The organism is Candidatus Pelagibacter sp. PS_11 (assembly GCF_059417975.1).
Genome location: NZ_CM182075.1, coordinates 1,067,466 through 1,085,914 on the forward strand (window position 1 = coordinate 1,067,466; position 18,449 = coordinate 1,085,914).

20 protein-coding genes and 1 pseudogene are annotated in these 18,449 nt (G+C 28.1%); 16 read left to right on the forward strand and 5 right to left on the reverse strand.

The annotated features are described in order from the left end of the window. Positions 1-51 precede the first annotated feature (51 nt). Positions 52-1,122 (forward strand): site-specific DNA-methyltransferase, encoded by a 1,071-nt coding sequence (locus tag AC5SLT_RS05610; protein ID WP_494591624.1) that lies wholly within the window; start codon positions 52-54, stop codon positions 1,120-1,122. Here the strand turns inward: AC5SLT_RS05610 and AC5SLT_RS05615 are convergent. Together AC5SLT_RS05615 and AC5SLT_RS05620 are read right to left on the reverse strand one after the other, a co-directional pair. Further along, positions 1,119-2,270: an FAD-dependent monooxygenase gene (locus tag AC5SLT_RS05615; RefSeq protein WP_006997798.1), complete on the reverse strand. Its 1,152-nt coding sequence runs from the start codon at positions 2,268-2,270 to the stop codon at positions 1,119-1,121. The genes AC5SLT_RS05610 and AC5SLT_RS05615 overlap by 4 nt on opposite strands. Then, positions 2,270-3,250 carry an A/G-specific adenine glycosylase gene (locus AC5SLT_RS05620; RefSeq protein ID WP_006997797.1) on the reverse strand — a complete coding sequence of 327 codons (981 nt, stop codon included), beginning with the start codon at positions 3,248-3,250 and terminating at the stop codon, positions 2,270-2,272. The genes AC5SLT_RS05615 and AC5SLT_RS05620 overlap by 1 nt, the downstream gene beginning before the upstream one ends. On the opposite strand from AC5SLT_RS05620, the gene AC5SLT_RS05625 reads away from it, so the two are divergent. From AC5SLT_RS05625 to rnhA, 15 genes and pseudogenes are all read left to right on the forward strand, one after another. After that, entirely contained in the window at positions 3,251-3,739 is a 489-nt protein-coding gene (locus AC5SLT_RS05625) for a DciA family protein (protein ID WP_018413539.1), read from the forward strand. It begins immediately after the preceding gene. Continuing rightward, positions 3,736-4,326 (forward strand): thioredoxin domain-containing protein, encoded by a 591-nt coding sequence (locus AC5SLT_RS05630; protein WP_494591626.1) that lies wholly within the window; start codon positions 3,736-3,738, stop codon positions 4,324-4,326. Before AC5SLT_RS05625 ends, AC5SLT_RS05630 begins: the two co-directional genes overlap by 4 nt. 8 nt (positions 4,327-4,334) lie before the next feature. Then, positions 4,335-6,908 carry a chromosome segregation SMC family protein gene (locus AC5SLT_RS05635; protein WP_494591628.1) on the forward strand — a complete coding sequence of 858 codons (2,574 nt, stop codon included), beginning with the start codon at positions 4,335-4,337 and terminating at the stop codon, positions 6,906-6,908. Positions 6,909-6,916: 8 nt separating this feature from the next. After that, complete coding sequence (locus tag AC5SLT_RS05640; protein WP_006997793.1) at positions 6,917-7,192, forward strand: AtpZ/AtpI family protein; 276 nt, start codon at positions 6,917-6,919, stop codon at positions 7,190-7,192. Positions 7,193-7,204: 12 nt separating this feature from the next. Then, entirely contained in the window at positions 7,205-7,939 is a 735-nt protein-coding gene (locus AC5SLT_RS05645) for a F0F1 ATP synthase subunit A (RefSeq protein ID WP_006997792.1), read from the forward strand. 19 nt (positions 7,940-7,958) lie between these two features. Next, a complete protein-coding gene (locus tag AC5SLT_RS05650; protein WP_006997791.1) occupies positions 7,959-8,186 on the forward strand; it encodes a F0F1 ATP synthase subunit C in 228 nt (75 codons plus the stop codon). Positions 8,187-8,191: 5 nt separating this feature from the next. Further along, positions 8,192-8,782 (forward strand): F0F1 ATP synthase subunit B family protein, encoded by a 591-nt coding sequence (locus tag AC5SLT_RS05655; protein WP_230454319.1) that lies wholly within the window; start codon positions 8,192-8,194, stop codon positions 8,780-8,782. Next, positions 8,763-9,260 carry a F0F1 ATP synthase subunit B family protein gene (locus AC5SLT_RS05660; protein WP_494591630.1) on the forward strand — a complete coding sequence of 166 codons (498 nt, stop codon included), beginning with the start codon at positions 8,763-8,765 and terminating at the stop codon, positions 9,258-9,260. Before AC5SLT_RS05655 ends, AC5SLT_RS05660 begins: the two co-directional genes overlap by 20 nt. Positions 9,261-9,307: 47 nt before the next feature. Beyond that, positions 9,308-10,765: a phytoene desaturase family protein gene (gene crtI / locus AC5SLT_RS05665; RefSeq protein ID WP_006997788.1), complete on the forward strand. Its 1,458-nt coding sequence runs from the start codon at positions 9,308-9,310 to the stop codon at positions 10,763-10,765. Then, the gene (locus AC5SLT_RS05670; RefSeq protein ID WP_494591632.1) at positions 10,765-11,616 is read left to right on the forward strand and encodes a phytoene/squalene synthase family protein; all 852 of its coding nucleotides are present in this window, start codon (positions 10,765-10,767) and stop codon (positions 11,614-11,616) included. Before crtI ends, AC5SLT_RS05670 begins: the two co-directional genes overlap by 1 nt. Continuing rightward, positions 11,603-12,679 (forward strand): lycopene cyclase family protein, encoded by a 1,077-nt coding sequence (locus AC5SLT_RS05675; RefSeq protein WP_494591633.1) that lies wholly within the window; start codon positions 11,603-11,605, stop codon positions 12,677-12,679. Before AC5SLT_RS05670 ends, AC5SLT_RS05675 begins: the two co-directional genes overlap by 14 nt. Further along, positions 12,669-13,607: a Brp/Blh family beta-carotene 15,15'-dioxygenase gene (locus tag AC5SLT_RS05680; RefSeq protein WP_494591635.1), complete on the forward strand. Its 939-nt coding sequence runs from the start codon at positions 12,669-12,671 to the stop codon at positions 13,605-13,607. Before AC5SLT_RS05675 ends, AC5SLT_RS05680 begins: the two co-directional genes overlap by 11 nt. Next, positions 13,597-14,541: a 4-hydroxy-3-methylbut-2-enyl diphosphate reductase gene (gene ispH / locus AC5SLT_RS05685; protein WP_494591637.1), complete on the forward strand. Its 945-nt coding sequence runs from the start codon at positions 13,597-13,599 to the stop codon at positions 14,539-14,541. Before AC5SLT_RS05680 ends, ispH begins: the two co-directional genes overlap by 11 nt. Next, a pseudogene (locus tag AC5SLT_RS05690) lies at positions 14,542-15,509 on the forward strand (homoserine kinase). It abuts the gene before it with no gap. Continuing rightward, the gene (gene rnhA, locus AC5SLT_RS05695) at positions 15,509-15,934 is read left to right on the forward strand and encodes a ribonuclease HI (protein ID WP_011281491.1); all 426 of its coding nucleotides are present in this window, start codon (positions 15,509-15,511) and stop codon (positions 15,932-15,934) included. Before AC5SLT_RS05690 ends, rnhA begins: the two are co-directional and overlap by 1 nt. On the opposite strand, the gene AC5SLT_RS05700 is transcribed toward rnhA, so the two are convergent. Genes AC5SLT_RS05700 through AC5SLT_RS05710 form a run of 3 tightly spaced genes read right to left on the reverse strand, consistent with a single transcriptional unit; the run spans position 15,926 to position 18,441 of the window. After that, positions 15,926-16,411, reverse strand: coding sequence for a peroxiredoxin (locus AC5SLT_RS05700; RefSeq protein ID WP_006997781.1), 486 nt, complete (start codon positions 16,409-16,411; stop codon positions 15,926-15,928). The two genes, rnhA and AC5SLT_RS05700, sit on opposite strands and share 9 nt — an antisense overlap. Further along, entirely contained in the window at positions 16,408-17,787 is a 1,380-nt protein-coding gene (thrC, locus tag AC5SLT_RS05705; RefSeq protein ID WP_494591639.1) for a threonine synthase, read from the reverse strand. The genes AC5SLT_RS05700 and thrC overlap by 4 nt, the downstream gene beginning before the upstream one ends. Beyond that, positions 17,788-18,441: an SURF1 family protein gene (locus AC5SLT_RS05710; protein ID WP_011281492.1), complete on the reverse strand. Its 654-nt coding sequence runs from the start codon at positions 18,439-18,441 to the stop codon at positions 17,788-17,790. Positions 18,442-18,449: the final 8 nt, after the last annotated feature.

Genomic DNA, 18,449 nt, shown 5'->3' on the forward strand with positions numbered 1-18,449 from the left:
AATCTCAGGTTGACGCAAGAATCCGTATGGAGTCTAATTGTTTTATACAAAATGGAAAACAATTTTAAAAATAAGATTATTAATGGTGACAGTCTTGAGGAATTAAAAAAAATTCCAAGCGAAACCTTTGATCTTGTTTTCGCTGATCCACCATACAATTTACAATTAAAAAATTCACTTACTAGACCAGACAGAAGCAAAGTCAGTGCTGTTAACGATAAATGGGATCAGTTTGAAAGCTTTAAAAAATATGATGACTTTACGGTTGCTTGGCTTTCTGAATGTAGAAGAATATTAAAAAAAGATGGAGCCATCTGGGTCATAGGAAGTTATCATAATATTTTTAGAGTAGGCACTGCAATACAAAATTTAGGTTTTTGGATTTTAAATGATGTTATCTGGAATAAAAATAACCCAATGCCTAATTTCAGAGGAACAAGGTTTACAAACGCTCATGAAACTTTAATTTGGGCTTCTAAAAGTGAGAAGTCAAAATATACTTTTAACTATCAATCTTTGAAATGTTTAAATGACGATCTTCAAATGAGATCTAATTGGAATTTACCTATTTGTAATGGTGCAGAAAGACTTAAAAAAAATGGTAAAAAAGTTCACTCTACTCAAAAACCAGAATCTTTATTACATAGAGTTTTATTGGCATCATCAAACAAGGACGATTTAATTCTAGACCCATTCTTAGGATCTGGAACAACTGCAACGGTTGCAAAAAAATTAGGTAGAAAATATTATGGTATAGAGAAAGAGAAGACTTATTTTAAAGCAGCAGAAGAAAGGTTAAAAAATACAAAACCTTTAGAGGATAATTTCTTAGACACTTTAAAAAATAATCGATCTAAGCCTAGAATACCTTTTGGATCACTAGTAGAGCTTGGAATAATAAAGCCTGGAACAAGTATTTTTGATCAAAAGAAAAAAATAGTTGCTAAGATTATGGCAGATGGAAGTATCAAGCATAATCAAGCTGAAGGATCAATTCATAAAGTTGCAGCAACAATACTTGGTTCTGAAAGCTGTAATGGATGGACTTTCTGGCATTGTACAGTGAATGGCGTTTCTGTGCCAATTGATAATTTAAGACAAAGATTAATTTCTAAAAATTAGTCTTTATAAATTTTACCAAGATAACTGTTAATAAATTTTTCATTTTTAACTAATTTTTTTATTACTAAGTTTCTAATCCAAATTATTAATGGATTAGATAAATGAAAAGCAAAATAATTAAGTTTTGATTTCATATCAATCATCCTTACTCTTTTAACTCTTTCAGAGTTAAATTGAGTGTTTTCATTTTCTAAATTTTTATAAAGTTCATTGGCAACCTCTATTGATTGAGAGGCGCCTTGAGCAAAGGTTGGGGGTAAAGCAAAAAAGGCATCTCCAATGATAAAAGTATCTTTATTTTTTGGTTCATTGACATCAGAACTCACAAATATTGGAAAACATTTAATACTTTTTAGATTGTTCATTGTTTCGGGGGGTACTTGCTTTGATATTTCAGATATAATAGATGCAGCAAAATCTTTGTTCTCAAATAAAGAATAATCAGATAACTCTTTAGTGCTAAGCTTTTTTCTAAAAATGGTAATAAAGTTAAACTGTCCTTTGCTATTAACTGGATAAAGAACTGAGTGTAAATTAGACCCTAAAAACAAAGATATATTCTCTGGGTTAATGCCCTTAAGGGCATCCTGGTCAATTGTTGCTCTTAAGGCAATAGAGTTAAAATACTTTGGCTTAGTTTCTTTATTGGCAATTAATGATTTTGTCTTTGAAAAAGTTCCATCGGAGATAATTAAGTAATCACATTTAACAGATAAACCATCCTCAAAAGAAACTTCTTTACTTTCTGCTTCTTCATTAATTTTTATAACTTTTTTATTATAATGAATAATATTTTCATGAAGCCCATCTTTTAAGAAATTAATTAAAGTAGAGCGTTGTAAGGTAGTATATTTTGTATCAGTGCTGTTAAACATGGATATATCTAAATCACATATTTTTTTATTATTTTTTAAAGAATAAAAATCTAGTTTATTGGGGTGAAATTTATCTTCTATCCTGATTTTTTGAAAATTTATTTGATTTAACAGTTTGATGCTATTAACTGAAAGTTGAATTCCATATCCTTTTTCCAAATTAACAGAAGCATTTTTCTCATAAATTGTCACTTGGTAATTAGAGTTTTGACTTAAAAGATTTGCAATATACAGGCCTGAAATACCAGCTCCTATTATTGCTATATTTTTCATTAAATCTTTTTTAAATAATTAAAAATTTTTTTAGTAAATGTGGGCAAAGTATAATCTTCAAGCTTAGAGCTATCAATCCAAGAAGAGTTAGAAATTTCACCTTTTAACTTGGAAAACTTGATTATTACATTCATATTCATATTGGATATCTTGAAGTTTAAAGCTTTTGCTAAATTATCAGGTTTGGATATTTGCTTCATGGGAAATATTTGCAAATTCTTTAAAAAATTAAATTTAGTATTTTTGATTAACAAAAATTTATTATTCTTTTTATAAACTTCTAATAAATAAAATTTATCAATCTTCTTTTTTCTTTCTTTTATTATTTCAAAATCTTTTTTTTTAAAAGACTTACAATTTTTAATTAAAGGACATTGGTGACATAAGGGATTTTTAGGTCGACAAATCAATGCACCTAGCTCCATTAGCGCTTGAGCATAATCGCTTGCTCTAGTTGAATTACCTAATATTTTTTTATTCTTAACAAGATTATCTTTTGTAATTTCTTTGGGTAATTTTAAATTTAATAATCTTTTAATTACTCTTTCAATATTTCCATCTAAGGGAATAAATGGCTTGTTAAAGGCAATTGCCATTATTGCATTAGAAGTGTAGTCACCTATTCCAGGTAATAATTTTAATTCATCAATCGTGTTTGGTAACCTTCTATTAAAATTTTTTTCTAATATTTGTGCAGTCTTTTTTAAGTTTTTTACTCTTGAATAATAACCAAGGCCCTCCCAATATTTTAAAAGCTTATGTTCCTTAATTTTTGATAGAGATTTAATATCTGGAATATCTTTTATAAAATTATTAAAGTATGGAATTACAGTTGCAACCTGCGTTTGCTGTAACATAAATTCACTTACTAAGGTGAAATATTCTCGCTTAACTTGTGATAACTCTTTTCTCCATGGGAGTGATCTTTTATTATTATCGTACCAATAAAGAATTTTTTTTGTTAGTATGGATTTGGTCATATGCAATTTAAAAATAATACTAAGCAGAGGTTTAAAACTATTCAAGGCTTAAGGTCTTTTAAAGACACTTTGCCAAAAAACATTAAAAAAATAATCAAAAAAAAGGGTCATATATTTTCTGAAACACTTAATAACTGGAAGTACATAGTTGGGGATGATCTTTTTCAAATATGCTATCCCAAATCCTTTAAAAATTCGAATAAATTTGGAGTAAGCACTCTTCAAATAATGGTAAAGAGAGGTCATGAGATTGATTTAGAGTATTCTAAAAAAGTAATAATGGATAAAATGAATAGTTTTTTTGGCTATGCCGTTGTTGAGAAATTGAAATTCATAAGCTTTGATGACGCCCAAACAAAGTTCAAAAAATTAGACACTAATGAAAATCATGTGACAAATATTAAATATGCAGATAGGATAAATAGTATTAAGAATGATAAAATTAAAAAATCATTACTTGAATTAACAAAACTATTTAAACAACGATGAAAAAATTCACCTCAACATTATTTATAATATTTTTAATCTTCTCCGCTAAAGCGCTTGCTGCAGATAATGAAATGGTCAAAAGAATTTCTGAAGGAGAAGAAAGTGCTAAAATAACAATAATTGCATACGAGTCATTGACTTGTGGTCACTGTGCAAATTTTCATAAAGATGTATATCCTGAACTTAAAAAAGACTTCATTGATAAAGGATTAGTAAAAATAGAATTTAGACATTTTCCATTAGATTTAGCAGCTTTTAATGCATCAAAAATTGCTCAGTGTAATAACGATGGTAATTCAAATATTTTGAATATTTTATACTCTGGGCAAAAAAAATGGGCTAGAGGAAAAACTCCAGAAGAAGTAACGGGTTATTTAAAAAAATTCTTAGAAAGTGAAAGTGTAAACTTAGATTTTGAAAAATGCTTAAGTGATAAAGCTATAGAAGATTACGTTTTAAATGATCGAATCGATGGGGTAAAAAAATTTGAAGTTAATGCTACTCCTACGATAATAATTAATGATAAAAAGTTTGATAAAGCCCTAAATTATAAGAATTTAAAAAAATATCTGGAAAAACTGATATAAGTTAGTCCATGGAGTTTAAAAAAATCCAATTAAACGGATTTAAATCATTTGCTGAAAAAACAAATTTTCTTATAGAGCACGGCTTAACCGGCATCGTTGGTCCAAACGGTTGTGGGAAATCTAATATTGTGGAATCCTTAAGATGGGTTATGGGTGAAACCTCAGCTAAGAGTATGCGTGGTTCAGGTATGGAAGATGTTATCTTTAATGGCACATCTAATAAATCTTCTAAAAATATAGCAGAGGTTTCTATTAGTGTAGATAATGCAAGTCATGATGGTCCAATGCAATATAAAGATTTAGATCATATTGAAGTTAGAAGAAAGATTGAAAAAGATAAGGGTTCAAAATTTTATATAAATGACAAAGAAGTTAGAGCTAGAGACGCTCAAATGTTTTTTGCAGATTTATCTACGGGTGCTCATTCACCATCAATGATTAGTCAGGGACGAATTGGAGCTTTAGTAACTGCTAAGCCTACTGACAGGCGTGCAATCTTGGAGGAAGCAGCTAATATTTCAGGGTTACATGTGAGAAGACATGAGGCTGAACTTAGATTAAATGCTGCAGAGACAAACTTAAAAAGAGCTGATGAATTAAGAAGACAACAAGAAAAACAATTAGCAAACCTTCAGAAACAAGCTGAAGAAGCAACGAAATATAAACTTATATCTGAAGAAATAAAAAAAATTGAAGCAGGGCTATATTATTTAAAATTATTAGACATTGATAATGAGATTAGAATAGAAAATGAAATTAACAATGAAGCTGAAGAAGAGGTAAGTAACTTCAATCAACAGATTGCTCAATTTGAAAATTTAATTAAAACTGAAACAGATAAAGTTTCTCCCTTAAGAGAAAAAAATATAGAAAATCTATCCAAAATTCAAAGATTAAATTTAGAGCTACAAAATTTAGATGAAGAAAATGTTAGAACTCAAGATGAAATTGAAAATATTAAAAAATCCCTAAAAACTATCGAGGAAGATATAGATAGAGAAAAAGGGATTGTAATTGATGCTAACTCAAATGAAAGACGCCTAAAAGAAGAGAAAGCTGAATTAATAGAAATAGATTCTAAATATTTTGAAACAGAAAAATTATCAAACGAAGATCTTGAGAAGGCAAAAAACCTATTAAAAGATGAACAAAAATCTGTTGATGAAATTATTAATATTTTTGCTGATGGAAATATAAATATTGCTATTGGGCCAATTAAAAATGTTAAAAATACAATCACCAGAGCTAAAGAATTGATTAATAACAATGAAATTAATCAAGCACTTACTTTACTTGATAGATGTCAGATTGAAATAGACGGTTTTTTAGATAATCTTGAAGATGAGGAGAGTAAAAAAAAGCTTTCCAATATTAATGAAAAAAATGAAAATATAAAATTATTGCAAGAAAAATATGCTGATAGTTTTAGTAAAAATCAATCAATAAAAAAAGAGTCTGTAAAAAGAAATGAAAGAATTAAAGCTATAGAATCAGAAGTTGAAAGTTGGAAAAACTTACTCTCTAATTCTGAAAAAATGGTTTCTGAGCTAACTGAAAGAAAAAATAAATTACTATCACAGTTAAATGAGCGTGATCAACAACCCAAAGCCCAAGCAGAAAGAAAAGGACAAATTACTGAGGGTCTAAGAATTTCACAAAATGAAAAAATTGAAAATGAAAAAATAATTGAAGAAACAGATAAAAAGATAAACTCTTTAAGACTTGAGTTAAATGACGTTCAAGAAAGATCTATTCAAATAAGAGAAAGAAAAGCAAGCTCAGGAGCAACTATCGAAGGTTTAAAAAAAAGGAAAGAAGATCTGTTAGAAAGAGTTAGTTCTGAACTTAATCTTGAAGAAAATGATATTCTAGAAAATTCTAATTTAAATGGTGTTGAAGAGCTACCTGACTCTGTTGCACAAGAAGATGCTCTTGATGAGAAAAAAAGAGAAAGAGAAAAATTAGGATCTGTTAACCTTAGAGCCGATGAAGAAACCAGTAAATATGAAATAGAAATTAAAAAAATGGAACAAGATAGAGAAGATCTTGTATCTGCTATTATAAAATTAAAAGAAAGTATTAATGAATTAAATCAAAAAGGAAGAGAAAGACTATTAGAAGCTTTTGAAAAAGTTAATAGAAAATTTAATGAGGTTTATACAAAACTATTTAACGGTGGAAATGCAAAACTAGAGTTAGTAGACTCTGATGACCCTCTTGAAGCTGGTTTAGAAATGCTGGTAAGTCCTCCTGGTAAAAGACTTCAGTCTATAACTTTATTATCTGGTGGTGAACAAGCTTTAACAGCCTTGTCTCTTATTTTTGCAGTGTTCCTTACTAACCCATCTCCAATCTGTGTTTTAGATGAGGTTGATGCTCCACTAGATGATGCTAACGTAACAAGATTTTGTGGACTTCTTGATGATTTAACTAAAATAACTGACACTAAATTTATTATCGTAACTCACCATGCTCTAACTATGTCAAAAATGAATAGACTTTATGGAGTTACAATGCCTGAAAAAGGTATTAGCCAACTTGTTGCTGTTGATTTACAAAAAGCAGAGAGCATGGTTGCTTAATAATTTGAATGCCAAAAGATAGCCTTAAAACTCGCTTGGAGATTGCAAAAAATAAGCTTTCTAAGAAAAATCTGTATAAAAATGAAGAGGCACCCTCTTCTATTGGAACTGCCTTTAAATTAAGTACAGAATTAGTGTCCGCAGTGGCAGTTGGGACAATTATAGGGTTTATTTTAGACAAGACCTTTGGTACTAAGCCCTGGTTAATATTAATATTTTTTTTTGTAGGTGTTGTTGCTGGAATTATAAACGTATTCAGATCTGCAAAAAATATGCAAAAATAGATTTAAAAAATTATGGCTACAAACCCGATGAACCAATTCGAAGTCTATAGAATTGGACCAGAAATTAAATTAGGCGCAATAGATATTTCTTTCACAAATGCAAGTTTGTTTATGGTGATTAGTTCTCTTGCAATCTTACTAATTTTTAATTTAGGGTCAAAAAAAAATTCTTTACTACCAAGCAAGATGCAACTTCTTTCTGAATTAAGTTATACTTTTGTTTCCAAAATGATTAGTGATACCGCAGGATCAAAAGCAAAACCCTACTTTGCGTTTATCTTTTCAATATTTATGTTTGTGCTATTTTGCAATATGTTTGGGATGATCCCTTATGCTTTTACAGTAACTAGTCATATCATTGTTACTTTTATCTTGGCTTCATTTATTTTTGTGGGTGTAACAATTATTGGATTTATGAAGCATGGATTAGGATATTTAAAACTATTTGTACCTAGCGGAGTACCGGCAGTACTATTACCACTAATAGTTGTTATAGAAATAATTTCTTACTTAAGTAGACCAGTTAGTCTTTCAGTTCGTTTATTTGCAAACATGATGGCTGGTCATACAATGATGAAAGTTTTCGGAGGCTTTGTAATAAGCCTTGGAATAGTTGGTGGATGGCTTCCACTGAGTTTTTCGGTTGCATTAACTGGCTTGGAAATACTAGTTGCTTTTCTTCAAGCATATGTTTTCGCAATCTTAACCTGCATCTACTTAAACGATGCATTAAATTTACACCATTAACTAACATAAGGAGGATATGATGGAATTAGAAGCAGCAAAAATGATCGGAGCAGGACTAGCAGCAATAGCTCTAGCGGGTGCCGGTGTTGGGATTGGAATTATCTTTGGTAATTACCTTTCTGGCGCAATGAGAAACCCATCTGCAGCTCAAAAACAATTTCCTAATCTTTTATTAGGTTTTGCTTTAGCTGAAGCAACTGGCCTATTTGGATTAGTTGTAGCGTTAATTATTTTATTTGCATTTTAAATTTAATGATTAAAAAAATATTTTTTCAGTCGATATTTTTAAGCTTCCTGTTTTTTATGGAAGCTTTTGCAGCTGAAAGCGGTGGAATGCCTCAATTAAATCCAGAGTTTTGGGTTTCTCAAATTTTTTGGTTAATTATTACTTTTGGAATTTTATATGTTGTTTTATCTAAACTTATACTTCCAAAAATAAGTGCCAATCTAGAAACTAGAAAATCTCAAATTTTAGAAAATATTGAGGCTGCGGAAAAGCAAAGAGAAGAAAGTGAACAAAAAATTGAAGAATACGAAAAGATAGTACAATCTAGCAAGAATGAAGCAAAAAACTACTTTAAACAAGCTAGAGAAAAAGTACTGAAAGATATTGGTGTAAAGAAGGAAATACTGGAAAAAGAGCTTGATGAAGAAGTTAATAAAGCTGAGATTGAGATAAAAACTTTTAGAGATAATGCACCAGAAAAAATCAAAAAAATTGCTGTAGAGACCTCTTCGGACTTACTGCAGGAACTAATAGGAGCTGAAGTTAACAGTAGTAGTATTTCTGCAATAGTAGAAGATCTTTCAAGAAAAAAAATGGATGAATATTATGGTAATTGATGCAACTTTTTGGGTAGCTATATCCTTTTTAATATTTGTTGGAGCTTTAGTTTATTTAAAAATACCTCAAAAGATTAATGAACTTTTAAATAAGCTTATCCTTGATATTAAAAATGAAATAGATGAAAGTGAAAAACTAAGGCAAGAGGCAAAGGTTTTATTAGATAACGCTCAAAATAAACTTGATACCGCACAAACTGTGAGCAATGATATTTTACAACAAGCCAAAAAAGATAGCGATCATCTTATAATCGAAATGAATGATAAATTTCATAAATCTTCAGAAATTAAAAAAAGTTTAGCAGAAAATAAAATTTCACAAATGAAAGAAGCTGCACTTAAAGAAATAAAAGATGTTTCAATTAAAATTGCTGTTGATTCTGTTAAAAAAATTATTAACACATCTGTTGATAAATCAAAACTTGATGGTCTTTTTGAAAAAAACCTTGAAGAAACAAAAATAGCTTTAAAAAAATAAGCTCATAATTACCTTACAATTTTTTAAAAAAACTATAAATTAACCCAATGAAATCTATTGTCATTGGTTCTGGATTTGGTGGTATAGCTGCAGCATTAAGATTAAGAGCCAAAAATCATAAAGTAACTTTAATAGAAAAACACCCTGACTTGGGTGGAAGAGCTAGAGTGTTTAAAAAAAATGGTTTTACTTTTGACGCTGGTCCAACAGTAATTACTGCGCCATATCTAATTGAAGAGCTTTTCACTTTATTTAATAAGAAGTCTCAAGATTACATAAAACTCACTCCCTTAAAAATTTGGTATAGATTTATTTATGAAGATGGAGGTGTATTTGATTATTCTGGTGATGAAGATCAAATGAAAAAACAAATTGAAGAAATAAACAAAGATGATGTCAAAGGATATGAACAACTTGTAAAATTTACAAAAAAAATATTTGATAAAGGCTTCACAGAACTAGCTGATGTTCCATTTGATAAACCTCTTGTGATGATGAAACAATTGCCTTCTTTACTAAAACTTAAAAGCTATAAATCAGTTTATTCATTAGTTTCTTCATATATAAAAAATGAAAAATTAAGACGTATGCTAAGTATGCATCCTCTATTAGTTGGCGGAAACCCCTTTACTACAACATCAATATACGGATTAATTCTATATCTCGAAAAAAAATGGGGCATACATTACTCAATGGGTGGAACTGGGAACATAATCAGTGGCTTAGAAAAATTAATGATTGAACAAGAAATTGAATTAATCAAGGGACATGAAGTAACAGAAATAATTTCAAGTAATGGAAAAATTAGTGGAGTAAAATTAGACAATCAAAAAGAAATACTTTCAAATAATGTAATATGTAATGCTGATCCTCCTGCTGTATATGAAAAACTTCTAAGTCTAAATAAAACAAGCCCTCTATTTAAATGGAAACAAAATCGAATGCAGTATTCTATGGGTCTATTTGTTTACTATTTTGGAACAAAAAAAACATACCCAGATGTTGAGCATCACACAATCAAATTTGGTGATAAATATAAAGAACACCTGTGTGATATTTTTGATAATAAAAAATTAAATGATGACATAAGCTATTACCTTCATAGACCATCAGCTACAGACAAATCAATGGCGCCTGAAGGAAATGATTGCTTTTATGTTCTTGTACCCGTCCCAAACAATCAATCCAAAATTGATTGGAAAATTGAAGGTGAAAAAATGAAGAATTTAGTAATAGATAAAATGGAAAAAGCATTACTACCGAATCTTAGAAAAAATATTATTGAAGATTTCTACTTAACGCCAGATTATTTTGAAAATGAATTGAATACCAAATTTGGATCAGGTTTTTCGATTCAGCCAAAATTTACTCAATCTGCATATTTTAGATTTCATAATAAATCAGAAATTTATGATGGATTATACTTTGTTGGAGCAGGAACGCACCCCGGTGCAGGGGTTCCAGGTGTACTCTCTTCAGCAAAGGTTTTAGATAAAATATTATAATGTCAAAAAATAATTATTTATCTATTTATGCCAAGTCGTTTAACTGGGCAGGTTTTTTTTTACCAAAAAATATTTATGAAAAATGCTCATCTCTTTATGATTTTTGTCGAACAATAGATAATATTGCTGATGATAAAAATGAACTAAGTATTAAAAAGAAAAATTTATTAATTTTTAAGAATAATTTTATAAATAAAAATTTTGATAATTTGATAATAAAAAATATGTGGATCCTCATGGAGGAAAATAAAATTTCAATCAAGATTGTTGAAGATTTATTTGATGGTATTGAGTCTGATTTAAATGAGGTAGTTAAATTTAACAAAAAAAAAGAATTGTTAATATACTCTTATAGGGTTGCTGGTACTGTAGGCTTAATGATGGCAAAAGTTTTAGGTGTACAAAATAAAAACTCCATGAAATCAGCAATAGATCTTGGTATTGCAATGCAATTAACAAATATTTCAAGAGATGTAATTGAGGATATGAATAATAATAGATTTTATATTAATCATGACTTCGAGACTATAAAGAATACATTAAGTATGGCTGATTTGTTCTACGAAAGCTCCTTTGCCTCTATAAAAGAAATTCCTTTTAGGTTTAGGTTTGCAATACTTGTTGCTAGAAGAATTTATAGAAAAATTGGTGCTAAAATTTTACAAAAAGAAAATATATACAATTACAATAGAAGCGGAAAAATCTATGTAGCTAATTTAGGTAAGTTGTACCAAACATTTCTATCTATATTAGACTTGATAAAACTCATATTTATAAATGAAAAAAACCACCTTAGAAATAAAGAGCATCTTTTAATCAATGAAGAAATAGATTTAAATGAAAGAATTTGATTATATCATAATTGGAGGTGGATGTGCAGGATTGTCACTTGCGTATGAGCTAGACCTTCATAACAAACTAAAAGATGCAACTTTAGCAATCATAGAGCCACGATTAGAATACAAAAGAGATAAGACTTGGTCTTATTGGAAGACCGTAGATCATAACTTTCAAGATTGTGTTCAGAAAAGTTGGAATAATTTTTCAATAAATATACCTGGAAAAACAAAATTTTTAGAGTGCAACGGATTACCTTATGAAGCTATAGATAGTGGTTTATTTTATGAAAAAATAAATACACGATTAAAAAAAAATAAAAATATTAGCTTTTACAAAAATACTAATGAAATAGACCTAAATAGTGCTTTTATCTTTAATAGCGTTCCCCTACTGGATTCTAAAGAGGATAAGCTCTGGCAACATTTTAAAGGTATTGAGATCGAAACTAAAAAAAATGTATTTGATGATGAAATTTTTAATTTGATGGATTTTGATTGTGATCAACGTGATAGTGTTCATTTTTTTTACACATTACCTTATACAAAAAATAAAGCTTTAATTGAAACTACTTGGTTATCTAAGATAAAAAATGATTCTTTAAAAGATTATGATGAACAATTAAAAAATTATATAAGAAATCATCTTAATATCAGAGATTATAAGGTTAACTATAGCGAAGTAGGTGCAATCCCATTATTTCATCCCACATTTTCTAATGAAAGAAATAAAATGAATATAGGTACTGCTGGAGGAATGACTCGATTAAGTACTGGTTATACCTTTTTAAATATACAAGAGCACAGCAAATACATAAGAAAAAATATTCACACTATCAAAGAGAGTAAAAGATATGAAATTAATAAAAAATATAAATTTTTGGACGAAATATTTTTAAAAGTTCTTAATTACCATCCTGAAAAAATGGCAAATATATTTTTTGATATGTTTAGCAATTCGCCTGAGACAATTATTAAATTTTTGTCTAATAAAAGTAGTTTATTACAAGATTTATTTATAATACTCAAAATGCCTAAATGGCTTTTTATCAAAATATTTTTTAAAAATGATAAATAATCAAATTAAAAAAATTAATTTCTTTCATTCTATTATTTTTTTATTTTTTTCTGCTTCACTTGCTCTTATTTTTGATCAATTTAAAAGTCTGTCTATATCTCCAATTATTTGTCTATTACTAATCCTATCAATTGGAATCTCACATGGTGCATTGGACAATCAAAAAGGTAAAAGACTGATAAAATTATATAATATTAATAATATTTATTATTTTTACTTAATTTATTTAATAATTGCTGCTACTATAATTACTATTTGGTTGCTTGCACCAACTTTATCACTGATCATTTTTTTAATTGTTGCTGCCTATCATTTTGGTAAAGAAGATACAGAATTTCTAATAACTAAAAAATCTAACATAAATATAATTCTTTATTTTCTAAAAGGAATATTAATTATTATTGCACCCTTAATGTTTCATTTTGTTGAAACAATCAATATTTTTAAATTACTATTAATACAAAATGAAAGTTTTTATCTATTTTTAAATTTTATAGAAAATAATTATATAATTACTTTAATTTTTTTAATCTCCTTACTCACAAATATTTATTTTTTTTTAAAAGATTTCAAACCAGTTAACTTATTAATATTTTTTGACTTCACTTCAATTTTAATTTTAAATTACTTCTTTGCGCCTTTGGTCGCCTTCACATTATATTTTTGCTTTTTGCATTCTTTTAGGCACTCTCTCTCATTAATTACTGAATTAGATAAATATAATTTTAATAATGGACTATTAATTTTTATCAAAAAAGCTGCGCCCTTGACAATTTTGACTGCTATTTTCTATTTGTTAAGCTTATATTATCTTTCAAATCATTACCTGGTAAACGATGCAATATATAAAGTTATATTTATTGGTTTGGCGTCCTTAACCTTTCCACATATATTGCTTGAATACTTTCTAGAAAAAAATGAAAAATAAAGAAATTAAAATATTATTATCAGCACCACGTGGCTTTTGCGCTGGTGTTGAGCGAGCTATTGAAATTGTCAAAAAAAGTATTACAAAATATGGAGCTCCAGTTTATGTGCGTCATGAAATAGTTCATAACAAACATGTTGTGGATAGTCTTAAGGCAATTGGTGCAATATTTGTAGAAGAACTTGATGAGATTAAAGATAAAAGTAGGCCTGTAATATTTTCTGCTCACGGTGTTCCAAAGTCAGTACCACAACAAGCAAATGGCTATAAGATGGAATATATAGATGCTACTTGTCCACTTGTATCCAAGGTGCATAGAGAAGCAGAAAATCTTTATAAAGCTGGATACCATATTGTCCTTATAGGACATATTAATCATCCCGAAGTTATAGGAACTATGGGGCAATTGCCTGAAGGATCAATTGATTTAATTCAGGATGAACATGATGTTGAGACTTATGAACTAGATGATAATAAAAAAATTGCTTATGTTACCCAGACAACACTCTCAGTTGATGACACAAAAAATATTATTAAAGCTTTAAAAAAAAAATTTCCTAAAATTAAAGAACCATTTAAAGAGGATATTTGTTACGCAACTACTAATCGTCAATCTGCTGTAAAAAATATAGCTAAAAAATGTGACATGTTTTTTGTTTTAGGAAGCAGAAATTCTTCAAATTCTGTACGCCTAGTTGAGGTAGCTGAACAATCAGGGTGTCCTCATTCTGAATTGATACACTCCGATAGTGAAATTCCATTTGAAAAATTAGAAAATTGCAAAGTTATTGGTATTTCCTCTGGAGCCTCTGCACCAGAAATTTTAGTTGAAAACTTTATTAACGAAATTAAAAGTAAATTTAAAGTAAAAATCGAAATAGTTGAGATCATAAAAGAAAGCATTGTATTTAAAGTTCCAGGAAAATTGAATTAAATGGCTGTATACACGAAGTTAATTAAAAAAGATATTTCATCATTAATTAACAATTATCAAATTAATAAAATAGAAAAATTCCAAGGTATAAAAAAAGGAATTGAAAATACAAATTATTTATTAAAAACAAAACAGAATAAATTTATTTTAACAATTTTTGAAAAGCGGGTTAAAAAAAAGGATCTACCTTTTTTTATGAATTTAATGGAGAAGTTAAATCATAAAAAAATTATTTGTCCTAAACCTTTAAGAACTAAAAAAGGAACACATATAACCAATATTAAAACAAAATCAGCCTGTATTGTAACTTTTTTAGAAGGCAAGGATAAAACAATCCTTAACAATAAAAACTGTTTTGATGTGGGAAAAAATATTGCAAAATTTCATAAAGTTACTGCAAAATTAAAATTATATAGGCAAAATTCTATGTCGATACATAGACTTAATGATTTGTTGAAAACTATAAAATTTAAATCTAATCAAATTACACCTAATCTTAAAAACACGCTCAACCTGTGTCTAAAAGATATCAAAAATAAATGGCCCAAGAATCTACCTCAAGGAATTATTCATGGGGATCTTTTTATAGATAATATTTTTTTTAATAAAAATAAATTTTCAGGTTTTATTGATTTTTATTTTTCATCTAATGACTATTTGATATATGAAATTGCAATCTGCATTAATGCTTTATGTTTCGATAAAAAAAAAATAAGTTTGTAATGAATAGTAGTAAGATTAAAAACTTAATTAATGGATATGAAAGTATAAGAACTTTATCTAAAAAAGAAAAAGATGCACTAAATGTAATGTGTAGAGGCGCTGCGTTACGATATCTTTTAACAAGGATATATGATTATTTTAACACTCCAAAAACTGCTTTGATTAAAATAAAAGACCCTATGGAATATCTACAAAAATTAATTATTCACAATAATCTTGGTCACTATAAAGATTATTATAAGTAATGATTAAAATTTATACAGATGGATCATGTTTAAATAACCCCGGTAATGGTGGTTGGGCTGCAATTATAAACCAAAATGGTGAAGTCAAAGAAATTAGTGGGAGCGTAAAAGACACTACTAATAATAAAATGGAATTGATGGCTCCTATTATGGCTCTAAAACAAATTAAACAAAATGATCAAATTGAAATCTATACAGACTCACAATATGTAAGATTAGGAATTACTGAATGGGTGCATAAATGGATAAAAAATAATTGGCAAACTTCAAAGAAAGAACCTGTTAAGAATAAAGAACTTTGGATACAACTATACGAGCTAACAAATCAATTTGAAATAAAATGGATTTGGGTTAAAGCACATGCAGGTAATGCCCTAAATGAAGAAGTAGATTTACTCGCAAAAAAAGCTGCTGAATTAAACTAATGATAGAAAATTTTGTGCTGCTGAAATTTCACAAGCACCAGCGTCTTCCTCTTCTTGTAATTTAATAACTTTAAGATTATCAATTAACATTGTGTATCTATTAGATCTAATTCCCAATCCTCTGGCACTTTTATCTACATCTGCACCTATTGCTTTTGTAAATTCTAAGAAAGGATCTGCCATCATTATAATTTTATTTTCTACATTTTGGCTTTTCCCCCAAGAGTCCATTACAAACGGATCATTTACAGAAATACAGACGATGTGATCTATGCCTTTTTCTTTATATTTTTCATAGTTATTTACGTATCCAGGCAAGTGTTTAGCTGAACAAACGGATGTATATGCTCCTGGTAGACCAAAAAGAACAATTTTTTTATCCTTATAAAATTCATGCGTATTTTTTTTAGTAGGATTACCATCTTCCATAATAAAAAATTCTGAATTTGGTATGTTATCGTTCTCTTTTAATTTCATTGTAATTTTTCCTTAATATATTTTTGAGTTTCATTTATATTATTTGAAATTATATCATAATTTTCTTTTTCATTCATTATATATTGTAATTCATTTGGAAGACTTGACTTGATACCAATTGATTTATCAATTGCGTCTGGAAACTTACAGGGGTGTGCTGTTGCTAAAACAATATTGTTACCTTCTATGTTAATTTTTTTTAATGCACCAAAGCCTATTGCACTGTGGGGGTCTAATATAACATTATATCTATTATGAACATCTTTAATAATATTTAAAACTTCAGTTTCACTCATATTTTCTGAAAGAAAATCTTTACTAATTTTTTGTAATTTATCTTTTGGAATAATATATTTTCCCTCTTCTTTAATTTTTTTCATAACATTGCCAGTTTCAACATCATTAAAATTATTTAAATCATAAATTAATCTTTCAAAATTACTTGCAATTTGAATATCCATACTTGGCGAATTTGTTTCAATCACTGTTTCAGCTTCATATTTTCCATTTGTGATTGCTCTATGCAAAATATCATTTTGATTTGTCGCTACTATAAGTTTATTTATTGGTAGACCCATTTTTTTAGAAAGATAACCAGCATAAACATCGCCAAAATTACCAGTTGGAACTGAAAAATTAACAAGCCTGTCATCCCGTATTTGAAAATATGTATAAAAATAATAAACAGCTTGTGCAATAATTCTTGCCCAATTTATTGAATTTACACCAGACATGTTTATTGAATTAGAGAATTCTTTATCTGCAAACATTGCCTTAACTAAATTTTGACAATCATCAAAATTACCATTTATAGCAATATTAAATACATTTTTTTCTTTAACTGTAGACATTATTTTTCTCTGAACCTGTGAAACTTTATTGTGTGGGTGTAGAACAAATATATTTATATTCTCTTTACCCTTAATTGCATCTATAGCAGCAGCACCAGTATCTCCTGATGTTGCAACTATAATATTAATTTGTTTACTATTTTTACTTAGATAATATTCATAAAAATTACCAAGTAACTGCATTGCTATATCCTTAAAAGCAAGTGTTGGACCATGAAATAATTCTAAAATCTTAGCATCACCAATTTTTATCAAATCTACGACGTTATCTTTTCGAAATGAAGAATATGACTTGTCTACAATTAATGACAGCTCTGCTTCTGTCATGAAATCACCAATAAATGGGAAAATTATTTTTTTTGCTAAGTCTTGATAGCTTAAATTACTTAAAGAGTTCAATTCTTCAGTAGTGTATTTTTTTATTTTTTTTGGGATAAATAGACCACCATCATCTGCTAGTCCTTTGATAAATACCTCCTCAAAACTGTACTCATTTGAGTTATCTCTAGTGCTTATATATTTCATCTAATAATTTTTTTTTCTCAAATATAAATATATTAAAAGAATTGAAATCGCTAACGAAAACCAAGTTAATGCATATTTTTTATGATTATTTGAAATATTTGCTGTAATTGATTTTGGTTTAGGAAATTCATTATTTCCAGAAAGATAAATTACATAAGGAGAAAAATTTTTACCTGTGAATTTAAAAATATCATCTCTATCTAATGTAAACCAGTAATTTTCAGATAGATCGTTTTCAGGCTTAAATATATTGGGTTTGATTTGTTTTCTCAAAACTCCATTAATATAGTTTTCATCTATTACGTTTATAGTTTCATCTTCTTTTTTATTAAATGGTATCCAGCCTCTATTTAATAAATAGTTATTATTGCCAACTTTTAATGGGTTAATAACTTCAAAGCCCGGTTTCCCTTTTTCATTTAAGTTATAAAGATAAATTTGTTTTTCAAAATCAATTGATCCTCTAGTTTTAACTCTAAGATAATTTTTATGTTTACTGTTTGATAAATTGACAGGTATGTCTTTCAGAGATGTCTCTATTTGATTAATTAATTCTAATTTCCAATTAAGTCTAATAATTTGCCAACTCCCTAATGCTAGAAAGACAGAAATGAAGAAAAATACAAAAATAGAAAATAAAAATTTATATCTCAAGAGCTAAA